Raw genomic sequence first — 17,860 nt, 5'->3', positions numbered from 1 at the left:
ACCCCGCCTCCTACTCGATCCAGCTACTTCCAAACACAACAAATCAAATGTGGGCGAGCTTGCTCGCGATAGCGGCCTTACAGCCAATATAGATGCTGAATGTTATGGCCTCATCGTCGGAACGCCGCCCGGAGCAAGCTAGCTCCCACAGGGTTTGCGTGTATCGATAGAGTTTTACAGGCAAAAAAAAGGGCAACCGAAGTTGCCCAAAATGCCTTGCGTGCTCATTGCATCCAGAAAGAACTACGGTTATTTCCGCTTGTGCGAATCCTTCCAGATAAAAAGTCCGAACCCTGCGAAAAATACAAACATGAGGCTGACAGTCAGCACTCCGGCGATCACCACGTTGTCGAAAAACATGACGCGTCTCCTGTACCTGCCCTGTTGCGATAGAGCTAAGTTAACCAAACGGGCAGGAGAGAATATTGACCGGGATCAATGTCGCCCGAGACTGGGCAAGAGGAAGGGAGAAGTTTGACCCGCATCAATGAGTGCGAGGGATTTCAGCGCTTTTTCGGTTTGTTCTTCGGCTTTTTTTTGGCCTTGCCCAACGGCATGGCCTGCTCGAACGCCTGGCGAACTTCATTGAGCCGCTTGTCATTGAGGTCATGAACACGCTTGGCGCGTTCAGCATTGAGGTCAATCAGTTTGTCGTCTTGGCTCATGGCGGTCAGTGCATCGCTTGAAATGAGTTTAAGCCGCCGTAGCGTTCGGCAACCCTGCGCCAATAATGCGGCCTGACGGCCGTGCTGACCAGCCTGCGCTCAAATCTCGATATCGACCCACAGCCCCTGCCGCGGCTGATCTTCCATCAGTGGCGCCACCGGCACGGTGTTGTCGGCATTGAGTTCATCACCGGGAATCGCCAGGTGAGCCTCGGGGTCATCGTCAGCCTCGCGACGCCGCCGCTCCTGCTCCTGCCTGCGGCGCTGCTCCTCGCGCAGCACCAGCCCGTCCTCTTCAGGATTGCGCTTTTGCAGGTCGATGGTGCTTTCACTGGAGCTTTCCTGCACCGGCACCACCGGAGGAATATCCGGACGCTGACGGATCGGGTCGGTCTGTGAAGTGATCGGCACGGCACTCAAGGGGAGCATCGGTGGCAGCATGGTTTTCAGTCTCCTGTCAGCAGGCTGTCGGCTGCGGGGATGGCGACTTGAGCCATCGGTCGCAAACTGTGACTCATTTGGCACTCATTAGTGCGATGAGCGGCGCGTCATGCACAGGTGGGCTAACGTATGACTGTGAGTTTTTCTGAGAGTCCTTTGGCCCTGAAGCCCTCATTCCGTTAAGATAGCCCGCTTTTTCAGGTGGGAGTCAGGCAGCATGGCGCAGCAGTATCAACCGGGGCAACGCTGGATCAGTGACAGCGAAGCCGAGCTGGGTTTAGGCACCGTTCTGGCACAGGACGGCCGCTTGTTGACCGTGCTCTATCCGGCCACTGGCGACACTCGCCAGTACGCGCTAAGGAATGCGCCCCTCACCCGTGTGCGGTTTTCGCCCGGTGATTCCATCACTCACTTCGAAGGCTGGAAGCTGACCGTTCGCGAAGTCGACGACGTCGATGGCCTGCTGGTTTACCACGGCCTCAACGGGCAGAACGAAGTGGTCACCCTGCCGGAAACCCAACTGTCGAACTTCATCCAGTTCCGCCTGGCCAGCGACCGTCTGTTCGCCGGCCAGATCGACCCGCTGGCCTGGTTCTCCCTGCGTTACCACACCCTGGAACACACCAGCCGCCAATTGCAGTCGTCCCTTTGGGGCCTGGGCGGCGTGCGTGCGCAACCGATCGCGCACCAGTTGCACATTGCCCGCGAAGTCGCCGACCGTATCGCGCCACGGGTTCTGCTGGCCGACGAAGTGGGCCTGGGTAAAACCATCGAAGCTGGTCTGGTGATCCATCGCCAATTGCTCTCGGGCCGCGCCAACCGCGTGCTGATCCTGGTTCCGGAGAACCTGCAGCACCAGTGGCTGGTCGAGATGCGCCGCCGCTTCAACCTGCAAGTCGCGCTGTTCGACGAAGAACGCTTCATCGAAAGCGATGCCAGCAACCCCTTCGAAGACACCCAGCTCGCGCTGGTCGCGCTTGAGTGGCTGGTGGACGACGAGAAAGCCCAGGACGCGCTGTTCGCGGCGGGCTGGGACTTGCTGGTGGTCGACGAGGCTCACCACCTGGTGTGGCACGAAGATCAGGTCAGCCCTGAGTATTCCCTGGTCGAGCAACTTGCCGAGACCATTCCCGGCGTGCTGCTGTTGACCGCCACCCCGGAACAACTGGGCCAGGACAGCCACTTCGCTCGTCTGCGCCTGCTCGACCCGAACCGTTTCCACGACCTGCAAGCCTTTCGCGCCGAGAGCGAAAACTATCGCCCGGTGGCTGAAGCCGTTCAGGAGTTGCTGGACAAGGGGCGCCTGTCGCCGCAAGCCCACAAGACCATCCACGGTTTCCTCGGCAACGAAGGCGAAGCCCTGCTGGCTGCCGTCAACGATGGCGACACCGAAGCCAGCGCGCGCCTCGTGCGTGAGTTGCTCGACCGCCACGGCACCGGCCGCGTGCTGTTCCGTAACACCCGCGCCGCCGTTCAGGGTTTCCCGGAGCGCAAGCTGCACCCGTACCCGCTGCCGTGCCCGGACGAATACCTCGAACTGCCGTTGGGCGATCACGCCGAGTTGTACCCGGAAGTCAGCTTCCAGGCCCAACCGGACGCCAGCGAAGAAGAACGCTGGTGGAAGTTCGACCCGCGCGTCGAGTGGCTGATCGATCAACTGAAGATGCTCAAGCGCACCAAAGTACTGGTGATCTGCGCCCACGCCGAAACCGCCATGGACCTGGAAGACGCCCTGCGCGTGCGTTCCGGCATCCCGGCCACGGTGTTCCACGAGGGCATGAACATCCTCGAGCGTGACCGCGCCGCCGCCTACTTCGCCGACGAAGAGTTTGGCGCACAAGTGCTGATCTGCTCGGAAATCGGCAGTGAGGGTCGCAACTTCCAGTTCTCCCATCACTTGGTGCTGTTCGACCTGCCGTCCCACCCGGACCTGCTGGAACAGCGCATCGGTCGTCTGGACCGGATCGGCCAGAAGCACATCATCGAACTGCACGTGCCGTACCTGGAAACCAGCCCGCAAGAGCGTCTGTTCCAGTGGTACCACGAAGCGCTGAACGCATTCCTCAACACCTGCCCGACCGGCAACGCCTTGCAGCACCAGTTCGGCCCACGCCTGCTGCCGCTGCTCGAAGAAGCCGACGATGGCGAGTGGCAAGCGTTGATCGACGAAGCCCGCACCGAACGTGAGCGTCTTGAAGTCGAGCTGCACACTGGTCGCGACCGTTTGCTGGAGCTGAACTCCGGTGGCGCGGGCGAAGGCGATGCGCTGGTAGAAGATATCCTTGAGCAAGACGATCAGTTCGCGCTGCCGATCTACATGGAAACCCTGTTCGACGCCTTCGGCATCGACAGCGAAGACCATTCGGAAAACGCGCTGATCCTCAAGCCGAGCGAAAAAATGCTCGACGCCAGCTTCCCGCTGGGCGACGACGAAGGCGTGACCATCACTTACGACCGTAACCAGGCGCTGTCTCGCGAAGACATGCAGTTCATCACCTGGGAGCACCCGATGGTTCAGGGCGGCATGGATCTGGTGCTATCCGGCTCCATGGGTAACACCGCCGTGGCGCTGATCAAGAACAAGGCACTCAAGCCGGGCACCGTGTTGCTGGAACTGCTGTATGTCAGCGAAGTGGTTGCCCCTCGCTCACTACAACTGGGCCGCTACCTGCCGCCGGCCGCCCTGCGCTGCCTGCTCGACACCAACGGCAACGACCTGTCGGCCCGCGTGTCGTTCGAAACCTTGAACGACCAGCTCGAAAGCGTGCCGCGTGCCAGCGCCAACAAGTTCATCCAGGCCCAGCGTGACCAACTGACGCCACGGATCAACGCCGGTGAAGCGAAGATCCTGCCGCGCCACACTGAACGTGTCGCCGAGGCGCAGCGTCGACTGGCCGCCGATACCGAGGAAGAACTGGCGCGCTTGACCGCGTTGCAAGCGGTCAACCCGACCGTGCGCGACAGCGAACTGGTGGCCCTGCGCAAACAACGCGAGCAAGGCCTGGCCATGCTCGACAAGGCTGCGCTGCGACTGGAAGCGATTCGGGTGTTGGTGGCGGGTTAATCCCCTGCTCCACCCTGCTTAAAAAGAAGGCCCGCAGTGATGCGGGCCTTTTTATTTACTTCAATTTCAGTAGTGCTGCTGCTCGCGATAGCGGTTAAGCAGTCACCGCAGAACCTTCAGGCTCAACCACCGCCACCAGCCCTTCCTTCATCCGCTTGGCATCGCGCACGAAACACCGCGAAGCCAGGAACAAGAACACCACGGTGAACAACAGCGCCACCGGAATCAGGTACATCGCGTCATGCAGGCCGACCGCCTTAAACGCCTCACTCATCTGCTCCGCGCCCGCCGCGAGCATCGCCGTGTGGGCGAAGTGATCCGACAAGGCCCCGACCACCACCGGCCCCAGGCCACCGCCCAACAGGTACAGCCCGGCAAAAAACAGCGCCATCGCCGTTGCCCGCAATCGCGGCTCGACCACATCCTGAATCGCCGTGTACACGCAGGTATAGAAGTTGTAGGCGAACAGCCAACCGAGACTGAACACGGCAACAAACACGCCGATCTCGATTCGCCCGGAATGCAGCGCCCACGCGGTGCAAACCGTCGAAATCACCAGGCTGAAGGCCGCAAACAACAGCCGTCCGTTGGCGACACGCTGGTGAATCTTGTCGGCGATCCAGCCACCGAGGGTCAGGCCGACCAAACCGGTCACGCCGACAATAACCCCGGTGGCGACCGCGGCTTCCTGCAACGGCATGAGGAAATAGCGTTGCAGCATTGGCACCAGAAAGGAGTTACAGGCATAGGTGGCGAAGTTGAAACACAGACCGGCCATCACCAGCCACAGGAAGGTTGGCACAGCCAGTACCCGCCGGATCGGCCGATCGATTTTTTCCTGCGAAACCTGAACGCTCTCGGCAGCGCCGCGTTTCGGTTCCTTGATGAAAAACATGAAGATCGCCAGGATCAGCCCGGGCACCGCCGCGATAAAGAATGGCGCACGCCAGCTATCGAAGGCCTTGACCATCGCGCCGATGGTGAAGAACGCCAGCAACAGCCCCAATGGCAGCCCCAGCATGAAGACCCCCATGGCCCGCGCCCGGCGGTGAGCCGGAAACAAGTCGCCGATCAGCGAATTGGCGGCCGGCGCATAACTGGCCTCGCCGATGCCAATGCCCATGCGCACGATCAGGAAGCTCCAGAAACTGCCCACCATGCCGTTGACGGCCGTCAACCCGCTCCACACCGCCAGCCCCCAGCCCATCAGCTTGCTGCGCGAGCCGGTATCGGCCATGCGCCCCAGCGGCAAGCCGGCAATGGCGTAGACGATGGTGAATGCCGTACCGATGATCCCCAACTGAAAGTCACTGAGGTGCCATTCCATGCGAATGGGCTCGATGATGATGGCCGGGATGGTGCGGTCGAAAAAATTGAACAGGTTGGCCAGGAACAACAGGAACAGAATGCGCCAGGCATTGGCCGCTTGGGTCGAGTTCTGCATGGGTCCGTCTCTTTTATTGTTTTTGGGGCGTCACTGCCCCCGGACTTTGCAATCTAGACAGGCCGGCCACGACTGTCTTTCATTATTCGCCAGGCTGATACCAACCCATGGGACGCAACTTGTAGGAGCTTTCGCGGAGCGGGTATTTCGCAGCCCGTCCGGTCGATGAAAAATACCTTTGAGCCCCCCTTCCCAAGCCGTTGGCGAAGCCTAGAATAGCGGCCTTGTTTCCCCCCCTGTGTCTCCACTCCTCCTTAGATAATCGCCCATGTCCGAAGCCAGTCCGTGTCTGAATTGCGGTGCCTGCTGTTCTCATTTTCGCGTGTCATTTTTCTGGGGTGAATGCGCCTCATCCGGGGGGACGGTACCCGATGAGCTTGTCGAACAGATCAGCCCCAGTCGGGTCGCGATGCTCGGCACCGGCTGCAAACCCGTGCGCTGCACCAGTCTGGTCGGAGACGTGGGCAGTACGGTGCAGTGCTCGATTTACGAAAAACGCTCCAGCACCTGTCGGGAGTTCGACGCTTCCTGGGTCGATGGCCTGGCCAATCCCGATTGCGATGCGGCCCGCGCCGCTTTCGGTTTGCCGGCCCTGCAACCCGCGTTCGAGACGCCTCAGAAGCAAATCGCCTGACTACTAGCACTAATCGCTATTAGTCTAATGTCAAAATCATTGGCACCAATGTGCCACTACCGCTTGCGCTCCATCTACGCCCTCTATACTCCAAGGCATTCGCCGTCGCTGCTTGCGCCGGCCTGAGGGATAACGATGGGGCATGCTATGGAGTGGCTTGGTTTGCATTTCATTACCGAGCTACCAGAGAGCGGGCAGGTCATACTTAATTGCACACATGACCCTTTTCTGGTGCTGCTGGCTTATCTGGTCGCCTGTGTCGGCTGTTTCGCGACACTGGACATGGCCGAACGGGTTGCTCACGCTGAGAAATCCGCGTCCCAGGCGCTCTGGCGCTGGGTGGGCAGCGGATGCCTGGCCGGCGGTATCTGGGCCATGCACTTCGTCGGGATGCTGGCCTTCCAGGCGCCCATCGACCTTCACTACCAACTGCCTGTCACGCTGTTCTCGCTGACCATCGCGCTGCTCGCCGCGTGGCTGGCAATGCATACCCTCAGCCTCCCGGATTTGAGCTTGCAGCGGTGCCTCAAGGCATCGATCGGAGTCGGCCTGGGCATCACGACCATGCACTACGTGGGCATGACGGCCATGCACTCCAATGCCTCGGTCTATTACCATCCGGGCCTGTTCGCCTTGTCCATCGCGATCGCGATCGGGGCCGCGCTGGCCGCCTTGTTGCTGGCATGGTATCTGCGCGACGGCACCGGCATGCTGCATCAGCTTTTCAAATACTGCGCCAGCCTGTTGCTCGGGGCGGGCATCCTCTGTATGCACCTCACGGCCATGGCCGCCTTCAACCTGGTGCTGCCCAGCGACAGCCTGCCGGTGCAATCCGGCGAACACAGCCACCTGCAATTGGCACTGACCGTGACCGTCATGGCCCTGCTGATCATCGGCAGCAGCATCAGCGCGGCACTGGCGGACAAAAAGCTGCAACACAAGGACCACGACCTGCAACGGGTCAACTCCCTGCTCAGCCAACTGGACCAGGCGCGCATGTCGCTGCAACAGGTGGCGCACTACGACGCGCTGACCAATCTGATCAACCGCCGCGGGTTCAACCAGATCTTCGCTGAAAAACTCATCGAGAAAACCAACGAAGGCGGGATGCTGGCGGTCCTGTTCCTGGACATCGACCATTTCAAGCGGATCAACGACAGCCTTGGTCACGATGCCGGTGACGAATTGCTCAAAGTGCTTGCCGGGCACATCAAGAGCTCGATTCGCAGTCACAAGGACGTGGTCGCGCGCTTCGGTGGAGACGAGTTCTGCCTGCTCATCGACCTGCATGATCGTGAAGAAGCACGGCATATGGCCCAACGAATCATGCTGAAGATGAAGGAGCCCATCGAGCTGGCCGGCAGGCGCATGGTCATGACCACCAGCATCGGCATCAGCCTGTTTCCGGAAGACGGCAAGACCTGTGAGGAATTGTTGAAGAACGCCGACCTGGCGCTGTATCAGTCCAAGGGCAGCGGTCGCAACGGGCTGAATTTTTTCAGTGCCAACCTGAAAACCCGCGCCACACTCGAGCTGCAACTGGAAGAAGAGTTGCGCCACGCCCTGCGTGAAGACACCGGTTTGATGCTCTATTACCAGCCGATCTATGACCTCAAGACCGGTCAGGTCAGCAAGCTCGAAGCCTTGATCCGCTGGCAACACCCGGTCCACGGTATCCTCGTACCGGATCGTTTCATCGCCATCGCCGAGGCCAATGGCCTGATCGCCGAGCTGGACAACTGGGTGCTGCGCAAGGCCTGCGAGGATCTGGGCGAGTTGTCGCGCCAGGGCTGTGAAGACCTGAAGATCGCCGTGAACTGCTCCCCCCTGAACCTTGCGCGCGAAGAACTGGCCGATGAAATCGAATACGCATTGCGGGTCTCCGGTGTGGAGCCCCACCGGCTGGAACTGGAGGTCACCGAAAACGCCTTGATGGGCAATATCGCCAACACCCTGGTGTTGCTGCGGCAGATACGCGCCCTCGGCGTTTCGCTGTCGATCGATGACTTCGGCACCGGCTATTCATCCCTGGCCTACCTCAAGCGCTTGCCGCTCAACACGCTGAAAATCGACCGTTCGTTCATCCAGGACATTCCCAAGGCGACCCAGGACATGGAAATTGTCCAGGCGATCATCGTCATGGCCCATACCCTGCACCTGCAAGTAGTCACCGAAGGGGTCGAAACCTTCGAGCAATACCAATTCCTGGAAAACCACGGCTGTGACTTCGTTCAGGGCTATCTGCTGAGCCGGCCGGTGCCGCTGACCGAGTTGCTTCCGGTGCTGAACGAAATCAACCAGCGCAAGGACACCTACACCGTCACGACGCTGAGCCTGGCTCACGGTACATCTGCACTAATGTAGACGGGTCCTTTTCAAGGAAACCCTGACTCCCATGCAGGCGCATCAACTGCGCGGCCAGACCGCTGATCGGTGTCGCCGAGCCTTGTTCACGGGAAAACTTCACCGCTGTATCCAGATCCTTGAGCAACGTGCGCACGTGCCATTTGACCGGTTCGAATCGGTTTTCCGCCATCTGCGGGGCCAGGATCTGCAAGGGTTTCGAATCGGCAAAGCCGCCGGCCAGCGCTTCGGCGATCAGGCTGGCATCAACCCCGGAACGCTCCGCCAACGCGACCACTTCGGCAATCACCAATGCATTGCAGGCGACGATCATCTGATTGCAGGCCTTGGTCACCTGCCCTGCCCCGACGCCGCCCATGTGCGTCACACGCTGCCCCAGGCTCAACAGGACAGGCCGGACCCGCTCCAGATCCTGTACTTCACCGCCGACCATGATCGCCAGGCTTCCAGCCTCGGCACCGACCACGCCACCGGACACCGGCGTGTCGAGCCAGTCCATACCGGTTTTGCCGGCGAGTTCTGCGGCCATTTCCCGCGTGGCGTTGGGCTCCAGGCTGGAGAAATCCACCAGCAGCTGGCCTTTTTTTGCGCCCTCCACAACGCCTGCCGGACCAAACACCACCTCGCGTACGACCGACGTATCCGCCAGGCACAGCATTACCACGTCAGCGTGTTGGCACAGTTCGGCCGGGCTGGCGACCTGGCGTGCGCCTGCCTCCACCAGCGGCTTGCACTTCCCCGGATTGCGATTCCATACCGCCAGCGGATAACCCGCGGCCAGCAGGCGCCGGCACATCGGCAGCCCCATCAGGCCGATCCCGGCAAACCCTAGCGAAGGTAGCGTTGACATCATTTTGCCTCTTCTCGATTAAAGATCACCGAATATTGGCCGATTCATCATGACTTAGGAAAGGATTCACCCCGAGCAATGCTCAGGCTAACGACCAAGGCATGGTCCAAGTACGCGCTGAAAAAAGACGCGATTGTATTCCGTGACGGTTCGACGACATCGAGTCGGCCAACCAATCAGCCCAGGTAGATGGCGAACAATGACTTCTAAAAACAACCCGGCCACTGCGGTAACCGATCTGACGTTGAGCCCCGCGGCCAACAGCCCGTCATCACCGAAGCCATTGACTCAATCGCGCCCGTTGGCGACCCAGCAATACCTCTACTTCACAGAAACCAACACCGACCGCATCCTCGACAACCTCGACGGCCTGCGCGACATGGTGTTCCCGCGCGCACCGCACCTGGAAGGCGACAGCGAACAGCACAGCGATCAGGAATTCCCGTCGGTGTGCCTGATCGGCCTGGGCCGCTGCGGCTCGAACATTGCGCTGGACGTGGCGGAGCTGGTGTACAACGCTCGCAAGTTCTACCTCAACGAATTCAACAACGAAGATCGCCTGTCGCCTGACAAGCGTTTTGCCGAAAAGGGCTACAGCCCGGCCCAGTGGATCCGCAACAACCTGCGCCTGGGCCACAACAAAAACACCAAGCCGGTGTTTCTGGTCGAGCCGCTGGTGATGCTCGGCGACCTGGACAAGGACATCGCCGGCCGCATCCGCTTCTCGCGCAAGGGCGAAAAAAGCGGCTTCCTGCGTGATTACAGCAAGATGAAAATCATGGACTTGTCGGAAGTCCACGCTGGTGGCGCCGGTAACGCGCCGATCCTCGGCCAGTACCTGGCCAAGATCATCCTGAACAAGGACACCCAACGTTTCTCCAGCCCCGACTGGAAAATGATTCACTCGTACCTGATCGACAGCTGCGGCATCAAGGCCAACCAGTCGCGCCTGTATTTCTCGATCTTCAGTGCTGGCGGCGGCACCGGTTCGGGCATGGCCTCGGAGTTCGGCCTGGCTCAGCAGCACTCGTACATGAACAAGACGTTCGACACCAAACCGATGGACGAGCACGACAGCAAGAGCGGCCACTCCTTCGTCTTCGAACCGATCTTCACCAGTGGCATCTGCGTACTGCCGAACATTTCCGATCACCGCAGTGAAATGTCCGAGGCGCTGCACATCAACGCCGGCCGCCTGTTGTGCAAATACCTGTCGGAAGAGTGGGACTTCTCCTACAACTTCGCCAATGAAGACAGCAGCGAAGCCAGCGTCATGGGCCGCATCCGCCCATGGAACGCGATGATGCTGATCTCCAACGACATCATGCGTTACGCCGAAGAGAACGATGACGGCAATATCCAGAACATTGATGTCAATGCCATGGAGAAGCATGCCAACCAGTACATCTCGCAGCAGATCTTCAACATTCTGACGGCGCAGGCGGTTACGACTGACTACGACCAGAACTATTTCCGTCGCGCCGGCATCGACATCGGCGAAACCATCCGCCTGGACGCCAACGACCTGTTCATGAGCCTGGCCGGCCCGGTGGCGATTGCCTACGCCGAGTCCGTGGTGCCGGAAACCCCGCCGCCGAGCAGCGACAAATTCAAGGTGTTCGAGAAAGAGCCGCAGCGCCTGAACATCGACGATCTGTTCTTCCGTTCGATCGACTTGCCGCACTTCAACAAGGTCACCCAGGCCATCGAAGGCATCAGCCTGTTGCCGATCGAGTCCAAGCGCTATCGCGCGTCGCTGGAGCAGTACAAGAACTCGGGTTACGACGCGGCGGCCCTGCATGACCTGCACTTCTTCAAGAATTGCTCGTCGGTGGTGTCGATCGTTTCCTTGCCGAAGGACTACAAGCTGTCGTACATGGATCTGAACCGGCTGAAGACTCACCTCAACAGCCTGTTCCCCAACACCACACTCAAGCGCTACGCGCTGGTGATCGGTGCTTCGGCCAACCTGTCGCTGACCACCCTGATCGCCAAGAGCCCGTGCCTGTCGGATGATTTCCTGACGCTGATCGTGGCCTTCATCAAACGCTGCTTCGCGAAAAACCCGTACCGCTTCGACGAGACCCTGGACAACTCGATCCTCGACTTCATCATCAACGAACATTTCGATGAAGACCGGATCGACGAGTTGCTCAACGAATTCGAGAACCCGGCGAAGATCCTCGATACCAACTGGTACGCGATCAAGCCGATGTACGAGAAAAAGTACCGTGAACTGATCAACGACAAGGAAAAATTTGTCTCGATCAACGACATCCGCCTGTCCCGGGATTGCGTGAAAAAATCGATCAAGTACCTGCGCGAGATCTACCGTCACCGCATCGGCAAGACCAAGGTTATTTCGTTGAATAACCATACGGGCAAGACGGCTTAACAAGACGGGAAAACTCGTCGCCCCGATCGCGAGCAAGCTCGCTCCCACAGGGATCGCATTCTTTCAGAGAGAACGCGGTCAACTGTGGAAGCGAGCTTGCTCGCGATGGCGGCCTTGAATTCACTGCAAATCAACATCCAGACACAATTGAGCAGGCGTTCAGTTGCCCTCTCAACTGTTCCCGTTACGTTTACGTCACCGTGAGGCTGTGGCCTTTCTCTACGGCAACATGCCATCACGCTACTCGGCTACACACTTTTCCCCCTGAAAGGAACGCACCAATCAAGTGCAACCTTTAAGCCTGCGCCCTTTCCTGGACCAGAATCCACGGCGAAACAACCACGGCCCACAGCTGCGGATCACGCTCAAAAAGATCCAGCGCCCGCGTTTCAGACAGCTTGGCGAGCTTGTCGGCGGCCAGCCAGGCAGCCACTTTCTCCCCTTCATCCTGGGCCACGGCCTCGGCGGCGGCGATCAGATCCAGGCCAGGATCGACCCACAATAGGGCACCCTTGGCGAAGAACGGCTCCAGCTCTTTCCAGGTAATAGATGCGGTTTCACCAAGCAGCTTGGCATAGAGGGTGCTAGGTTCTTGATTCATGGGACTGTCCGGAAAAGAAATCGACGTAGATGATAACGTCGGTGGTCTGGCAGAAAAACCCGGATGCAATTGAGTGACCGAAATGAAAAGCGCAGGAAAGCCAGGGAATGCACTGAATACGGCTATAAGCCCCTCAACACCCCGCCGCAATTCTGTCTTTTACTTTCAATAAAGCGACACTTGCAGGTTTTGTCCCCCGGCGCCGCCTTCCCAGGCTGACAATCGGCGCTCTACACTGTACCGGTACAGTTGCCGAGGGACTTTTCCGGGGAATGTCGCAGATATCTGACCCGGTTCTGCTGCTTTCGGCGCCAGGACTATAAAAACTACAACAGTAAGAGTGGAGCACTATGACTAAGGCTACTAAGCAGATTTCCAAACTGTTTGCCGCTATGGTTCTGGCCGGGGTTGCCAGCCATTCGTTCGCAGCTGACACCATCAAGATCGGCATCGCCGGCCCTAAAACCGGCCCGGTCACTCAATACGGCGACATGCAGTTCATCGGCGCCAAGATGGCCATCGAGCAGATCAACGCCAAGGGCGGTGTCGACGGCAAGATGCTCGAAGCCAAGGAATACGACGACGCGTGCGACCCTAAACAAGCCGTGGCCGTCGCCAACAAAGTGGTCAACGATGGTGTGAAATTCGTTGTCGGTCACCTGTGCTCCAGCTCCACCCAACCGGCTTCGGACATCTACGAAGACGAAGGCGTGATCATGATCACCCCGGCTGCCACCAGCCCGGACATCACCGCACGTGGTTACAAAATGGTGTTCCGCACCATCGGCCTGGACAGCGCCCAGGGCCCTGCCGCCGGTAACTACATCGCCAACCACGTAAAACCGAAAATCGTTGCTGTACTGCACGACAAACAGCAATACGGTGAAGGCATCGCCACTTCCGTGAAGAAAACCCTCGAAGGCAAAGGCGTCAAGGTTGCCGTATTCGAAGGTCTCAACGCGGGTGACAAGGACTTCTCCTCGATCATCCAGAAGCTCAAGCAAGCCAACGTCGACTTCGTCTACTACGGCGGCTACCACCCGGAACTGGGCCTGATCCTGCGTCAATCCAAGGAAAAGGGCCTGAACGCCAAGTTCATGGGGCCTGAAGGTGTGGGCAACGACTCCATCTCGCAAATCGCCCAGGACGCTTCCGAAGGCCTGTTGGTGACCCTGCCGAAGTCTTTCGACCAGGACCCGTCCAACAAGGCGCTGGTTGAGGCGTTCGCCGCCAAGAAACAGGACCCGACCGGCCCGTTCGTGTTCCCGGCCTACTCGGCCGTCGAAGTGATCGCCGAAGGCATCAAGACCGCCAAGAGCGAAGACACTGCCAAGGTGGCTGAAGCCATTCACAAAGGCACCTTCAAGACTCCGACCGGCGACCTGTCGTTCGACGAAAAGGGCGACCTGAAGGACTTCAAGTTCGTGGTTTATCAGTGGCATTTCGGTAAACCAAAGACCGAAGTTTCGCCTCAGTAAACTGGCTCCATGAGTAATAGAGCCCACTGCGCAAGCCGTGGGCTTTGTTTTACGAGGTTAATGGGTCAGAGTCCCGCGATCCGGGAGCTGACTTACCTGAAAATCTTAAAACCGTCACCAGCGGTTCGCTGGCAAACGCTCGTGCGAAGGTGGCTACAGACCACACAGCCCGGGCCGGAACATGACTCCACCAGTGAAATGCGTATCAGGTTTTTAGGAGCGTTGTAATGCCTGAGATCTATCACTTCTTCCAACAGCTGGTTAATGGTCTGACCATTGGCAGCACCTATGCCCTGATTGCCATTGGCTACACAATGGTTTACGGCATTATTGGAATGATCAACTTCGCCCATGGCGAGGTCTACATGATCGGCTCCTACGTGGCCTTCATCGTCCTTGCCGGACTGGCCATGCTGGGTATCCATTCTCTGCCACTTTTGATGACCGCCGCATTCCTGGCGACCATCGTTGTAACCAGTGCCTACGGCTACAGCATCGAACGGATCGCCTACCGCCCTCTGCGGGGCAGTAACCGCCTGATCCCGCTGATCTCGGCCATCGGCATGTCGATCTTCCTGCAAAACTCCGTACTGCTCTCGCAGGACTCCAAGGACAAATCGATCCCCAACCTGATTCCGGGCAGCTTCAGTTTCGGTCCGGGCGGAGCACAGGAAGTGCTGATTTCCTACATGCAGATCCTGGTGTTCGTGGTGACCCTGGTGGTGATGCTCTGCCTCACCCAGTTCATCTCGCGTTCACGCTTGGGACGTGCCTGCCGGGCCTGTGCCGAAGACATCAAGATGGCCAACCTGTTGGGCATCAACACCAACAACATCATCGCCCTGACCTTCGTTATCGGTGCCGCCCTGGCGGCCGTGGCGGCTGTATTGCTCAGCATGCAGTATGGCGTGATCAACCCGAACGCCGGGTTCCTGGTGGGCCTCAAGGCCTTTACCGCGGCGGTACTGGGTGGCATCGGCAGCATTCCGGGCGCCATGCTCGGTGGTCTGGTGCTGGGGGTGGCGGAAGCATTCGGTGCCGATATATTCGGTGACCAGTACAAGGACGTGGTGGCTTTCGGCCTTCTGGTTCTGGTGTTGTTATTCCGGCCAACCGGCCTGTTGGGGCGTCCGGAGATTGAGAAAGTATGACTAGGAATCTTAAACAAGCGCTGTTCAGCGCCCTGCTGGTCTGGGCCGTGGCCTATCCGGTACTCGGTCTGAAACTGTCCATCGCCGGCATCAACCTCGAAGTACTGGGTGCCAGTACCTCCACGCTGTTCATCATCACCGCCAGTTCGGTGCTGATGTTCCTGCGGGTGCTGTTCGACAAGCAGTGGAGCACCATGATGAAGTCAGCGCCGAAAGGCTCGCTGGTTTCGCCGAAGGTCAGCCACTTCATGACCCTGCCCAGCACCCAACGCTGGGTCATCATGGGGTTGATCGTGGTCGCTCTGGTGTGGCCGTTCTTCGGCTCGCGCGGTGCGGTGGATATCGCCACGCTGATTCTGATCTATGTACTGCTCGGTCTGGGCCTGAACATCGTGGTCGGTCTGGCGGGGTTGCTCGACCTGGGCTACGTCGGTTTCTACGCGGTGGGCGCCTACAGCTATGCGCTGCTGTCGCACTACTACGGCCTGAGCTTCTGGATCTGCCTGCCCATCGCCGGACTGATGTCTGCGACGTTCGGCTTCCTGCTGGGCTTTCCGGTACTGCGTCTGCGCGGTGACTATCTGGCGATCGTGACCCTGGGCTTCGGTGAAATCATCCGTCTGTTCCTGCGTAACCTGACGGACCTCACGGGCGGACCGAACGGCATCAGCAACATCCCCAAACCGTCGCTGTTCGGCCTGAGCTTCGATAGAACGGCCGCCGAAGGCATGCAGACCTTCCACGAGTACTTCGGCCTGACCTACAACCCCGTCAGCAAGGTGGTATTCCTCTACTTGGTGGCTCTGTTGCTGGCGCTGTTCGCGCTGTTCGTGATCAACCGCCTGCTGCGCATGCCGATCGGCCGTGCCTGGGAAGCCTTGCGTGAGGACGAAATCGCCTGCCGTGCCTTAGGCCTGAACCCGACCGTGATCAAGCTGTCGGCCTTCACCCTGGGCGCCTGCTTCGCCGGATTTGCCGGTAGCTTCTTCGCCGCACGTCAGGGTCTGGTGACGCCGGAGTCATTCACCTTCATCGAATCGGCCACCATCCTCGCCATCGTGGTGCTGGGCGGCATGGGCTCGCAATTAGGCGTGGTCCTCGCGGCCGTCGTAATGATTCTGTTGCCCGAGCTGATGCGTGACTTCAGCGAATACCGCATGTTGATGTTCGGTGCCTTGATGGTGCTGATGATGATCTGGCGTCCTCAAGGTCTGCTGCCCATGCAGCGTCCTCACATGGAGCTGCGTAAATGAGCCGCGAGATCCTTAAAGTAGAAAATCTGAGCATGCGCTTCGGCGGATTGCTGGCGGTCAACGGCGTAGCCCTGAGCGTGAAGGAAAAGCAGGTCGTGGCACTGATCGGGCCCAACGGCGCCGGCAAGACCACCGTGTTCAACTGCCTGACCGGCTTCTACAAGCCGAGCGGCGGCAGCATCCTGCTGGACGGCGAGGCCATCGAGGGCCTGCCCGGCCACAAGATCGCCCTCAAAGGCGTGGTGCGTACTTTCCAGAACGTGCGGCTGTTCAAGGACATGACCGCGGTCGAGAACCTCTTGATCGCCCAGCACCGTCACTTGAACACCAACTTCCTGTCCGGCCTGTTCAAGACCCCGGCGTTCCGCAAAAGCGAACGCGAGGCCATGGAGTACGCCGAGTATTGGCTGGAAAAGGTTCACCTCAAGGAGTTCGCCAACCGTCCGGCCGGCACCCTGGCCTACGGTCAGCAACGTCGCCTGGAAATCGCCCGCTGCATGATGACCCGCCCTCGGATCCTCATGCTCGACGAACCGGCCGCCGGCCTGAACCCGAAGGAAACCGATGACCTCAAGGCGCTGATCAGCATGCTGCGTGAAGAGCACAACGTCACCGTGCTGCTGATCGAACACGACATGAAACTGGTCATGAGCATTTCCGACCACATCGTCGTGATCAACCAGGGCACGCCCCTGGCCAACGGCACGCCGGAACAGATCCGCGACAATCCTGAAGTGATCAAAGCCTACCTGGGGGAAGCGTAAATGCTGCAGTTCGAAAACGTTTCCACCTTCTACGGCAAGATCCAGGCCCTGCACAGCGTCAACGTCGAAGTCCGTCAGGGCGAGATCGTGACCCTGATCGGCGCCAACGGTGCCGGCAAGTCGACCCTGCTGATGACGCTCTGCGGTTCGCCGCAGGCCCACAGCGGCAGCATCCGCTACATGGGTGAGGAACTGGTCGGCCAGGACTCCTCGCAGATCATGCGCAAGAGCATTGCCGTGGTGCCGGAAGGTCGTCGGGTGTTTTCCCGCCTGACCGTGGAAGAAAACCTCTCCATGGGTGGTTTCTTCACCGACAAGGGCGATTATCAGGAACAGATGGACAAGGTCCTCGGACTTTTCCCACGCCTGAAAGAGCGCTTCGCCCAGCGCGGCGGCACCATGTCCGGCGGCGAACAGCAAATGCTCGCCATCGGCCGTGCGCTGATGAGCAAGCCCAAGCTGTTGCTGCTCGACGAGCCGTCCCTGGGCCTGGCACCGATCATCATCCAGCAGATCTTCGACATCATCGAACAGCTACGCAAGGACGGCGTGACCGTGTTCCTGGTCGAGCAGAACGCCAACCAGGCGCTGAAGATCGCTGACCGTGCCTACGTTCTGGAGAACGGCCGGGTGGTGATGCAAGGCACCGGTGAAGCCCTGCTGACCGACCCGAAAGTGCGCGAAGCGTACCTCGGCGGTTAAGCCATTGCGGTAAACAAAAAAACGGCCTTCGGGCTAATGCCAGTCAGTTAAGCT

At 59.3% G+C, this 17,860-nt stretch carries 15 protein-coding genes; 9 read left to right on the top strand and 6 right to left on the bottom strand.

Annotation, left to right across the window (positions count from 1 at the left end):
- Positions 1-249: 249 nt before the first annotated feature.
- The 3 genes from ccoM to VC35_RS28100 form a co-directional block, all read right to left on the bottom strand.
- Positions 250-360, bottom strand: a complete 111-nt coding sequence (gene ccoM / locus VC35_RS30250; protein ID WP_007976669.1) for a cytochrome c oxidase subunit CcoM — start codon at positions 358-360, stop codon at positions 250-252.
- 143 nt (positions 361-503) lie between these two features.
- Positions 504-665: a hypothetical protein gene (locus VC35_RS29725; protein WP_008016476.1), complete on the bottom strand. Its 162-nt coding sequence runs from the start codon at positions 663-665 to the stop codon at positions 504-506.
- Positions 666-764: 99 nt separating this feature from the next.
- Positions 765-1,106, bottom strand: a complete 342-nt coding sequence (locus VC35_RS28100; RefSeq protein ID WP_046043998.1) for a hypothetical protein — start codon at positions 1,104-1,106, stop codon at positions 765-767.
- Between the two features lie 217 nt (positions 1,107-1,323).
- Between VC35_RS28100 and rapA the strand changes: the two genes are divergently transcribed.
- Entirely contained in the window at positions 1,324-4,170 is a 2,847-nt protein-coding gene (gene rapA / locus VC35_RS28095) for an RNA polymerase-associated protein RapA (protein ID WP_046043996.1), read from the top strand.
- Positions 4,171-4,264: 94 nt separating this feature from the next.
- On the opposite strand, the gene VC35_RS28090 is transcribed toward rapA, so the two are convergent.
- Positions 4,265-5,614, bottom strand: a complete 1,350-nt coding sequence (locus VC35_RS28090) for a spinster family MFS transporter (protein WP_046043994.1) — start codon at positions 5,612-5,614, stop codon at positions 4,265-4,267.
- 268 nt (positions 5,615-5,882) lie between these two features.
- On the opposite strand from VC35_RS28090, the gene VC35_RS28085 reads away from it, so the two are divergent.
- Together VC35_RS28085 and VC35_RS28080 are read left to right on the top strand one after the other, a co-directional pair.
- Positions 5,883-6,248, top strand: coding sequence for a YkgJ family cysteine cluster protein (locus VC35_RS28085; protein WP_046043993.1), 366 nt, complete (start codon positions 5,883-5,885; stop codon positions 6,246-6,248).
- 147 nt (positions 6,249-6,395) lie between these two features.
- Positions 6,396-8,612, top strand: coding sequence for a putative bifunctional diguanylate cyclase/phosphodiesterase (locus VC35_RS28080; protein WP_311132827.1), 2,217 nt, complete (start codon positions 6,396-6,398; stop codon positions 8,610-8,612).
- On the opposite strand, the gene VC35_RS28075 is transcribed toward VC35_RS28080, so the two are convergent.
- Entirely contained in the window at positions 8,569-9,465 is an 897-nt protein-coding gene (locus VC35_RS28075; RefSeq protein WP_046043989.1) for an NAD(P)-dependent oxidoreductase, read from the bottom strand. The two genes, VC35_RS28080 and VC35_RS28075, sit on opposite strands and share 44 nt — an antisense overlap.
- A 196-nt stretch (positions 9,466-9,661) precedes the next feature.
- Between VC35_RS28075 and VC35_RS28070 the strand changes: the two genes are divergently transcribed.
- Complete coding sequence (locus tag VC35_RS28070) at positions 9,662-11,857, top strand: hypothetical protein (protein WP_046043987.1); 2,196 nt, start codon at positions 9,662-9,664, stop codon at positions 11,855-11,857.
- Positions 11,858-12,152: 295 nt separating this feature from the next.
- Here VC35_RS28070 and VC35_RS28065 read toward each other — a convergent pair whose 3' ends face one another.
- Entirely contained in the window at positions 12,153-12,458 is a 306-nt protein-coding gene (locus VC35_RS28065) for a DUF2288 domain-containing protein (protein WP_046043985.1), read from the bottom strand.
- Positions 12,459-12,808: 350 nt separating this feature from the next.
- On the opposite strand from VC35_RS28065, the gene VC35_RS28060 reads away from it, so the two are divergent.
- The 5 genes from VC35_RS28060 (at position 12,809) to VC35_RS28040 (ending at position 17,806) form a co-directional block, all read left to right on the top strand.
- Positions 12,809-13,936, top strand: a complete 1,128-nt coding sequence (locus VC35_RS28060) for a branched-chain amino acid ABC transporter substrate-binding protein (protein ID WP_046043983.1) — start codon at positions 12,809-12,811, stop codon at positions 13,934-13,936.
- 227 nt (positions 13,937-14,163) lie between these two features.
- The gene (gene livH / locus VC35_RS28055) at positions 14,164-15,087 is read left to right on the top strand and encodes a high-affinity branched-chain amino acid ABC transporter permease LivH (protein WP_046043982.1); all 924 of its coding nucleotides are present in this window, start codon (positions 14,164-14,166) and stop codon (positions 15,085-15,087) included.
- Complete coding sequence (locus VC35_RS28050; protein WP_046043981.1) at positions 15,084-16,340, top strand: high-affinity branched-chain amino acid ABC transporter permease LivM; 1,257 nt, start codon at positions 15,084-15,086, stop codon at positions 16,338-16,340. The genes livH and VC35_RS28050 overlap by 4 nt, the downstream gene beginning before the upstream one ends.
- Entirely contained in the window at positions 16,337-17,104 is a 768-nt protein-coding gene (livG, locus tag VC35_RS28045; RefSeq protein ID WP_046043980.1) for a high-affinity branched-chain amino acid ABC transporter ATP-binding protein LivG, read from the top strand. Before VC35_RS28050 ends, livG begins: the two co-directional genes overlap by 4 nt.
- Positions 17,105-17,806 carry an ABC transporter ATP-binding protein gene (locus tag VC35_RS28040; protein WP_046043979.1) on the top strand — a complete coding sequence of 234 codons (702 nt, stop codon included), beginning with the start codon at positions 17,105-17,107 and terminating at the stop codon, positions 17,804-17,806.
- Positions 17,807-17,860 lie beyond the last annotated feature (54 nt).

The sequence above is a fragment of the Pseudomonas fluorescens genome, assembly GCF_000967965.1.
GTDB classification, from domain to species: domain Bacteria; phylum Pseudomonadota; class Gammaproteobacteria; order Pseudomonadales; family Pseudomonadaceae; genus Aquipseudomonas; species Aquipseudomonas grandcourensis.
Note: the sequence above shows the minus strand (reverse complement) of the source record. Positions and strands in the feature narration are given on the sequence as shown.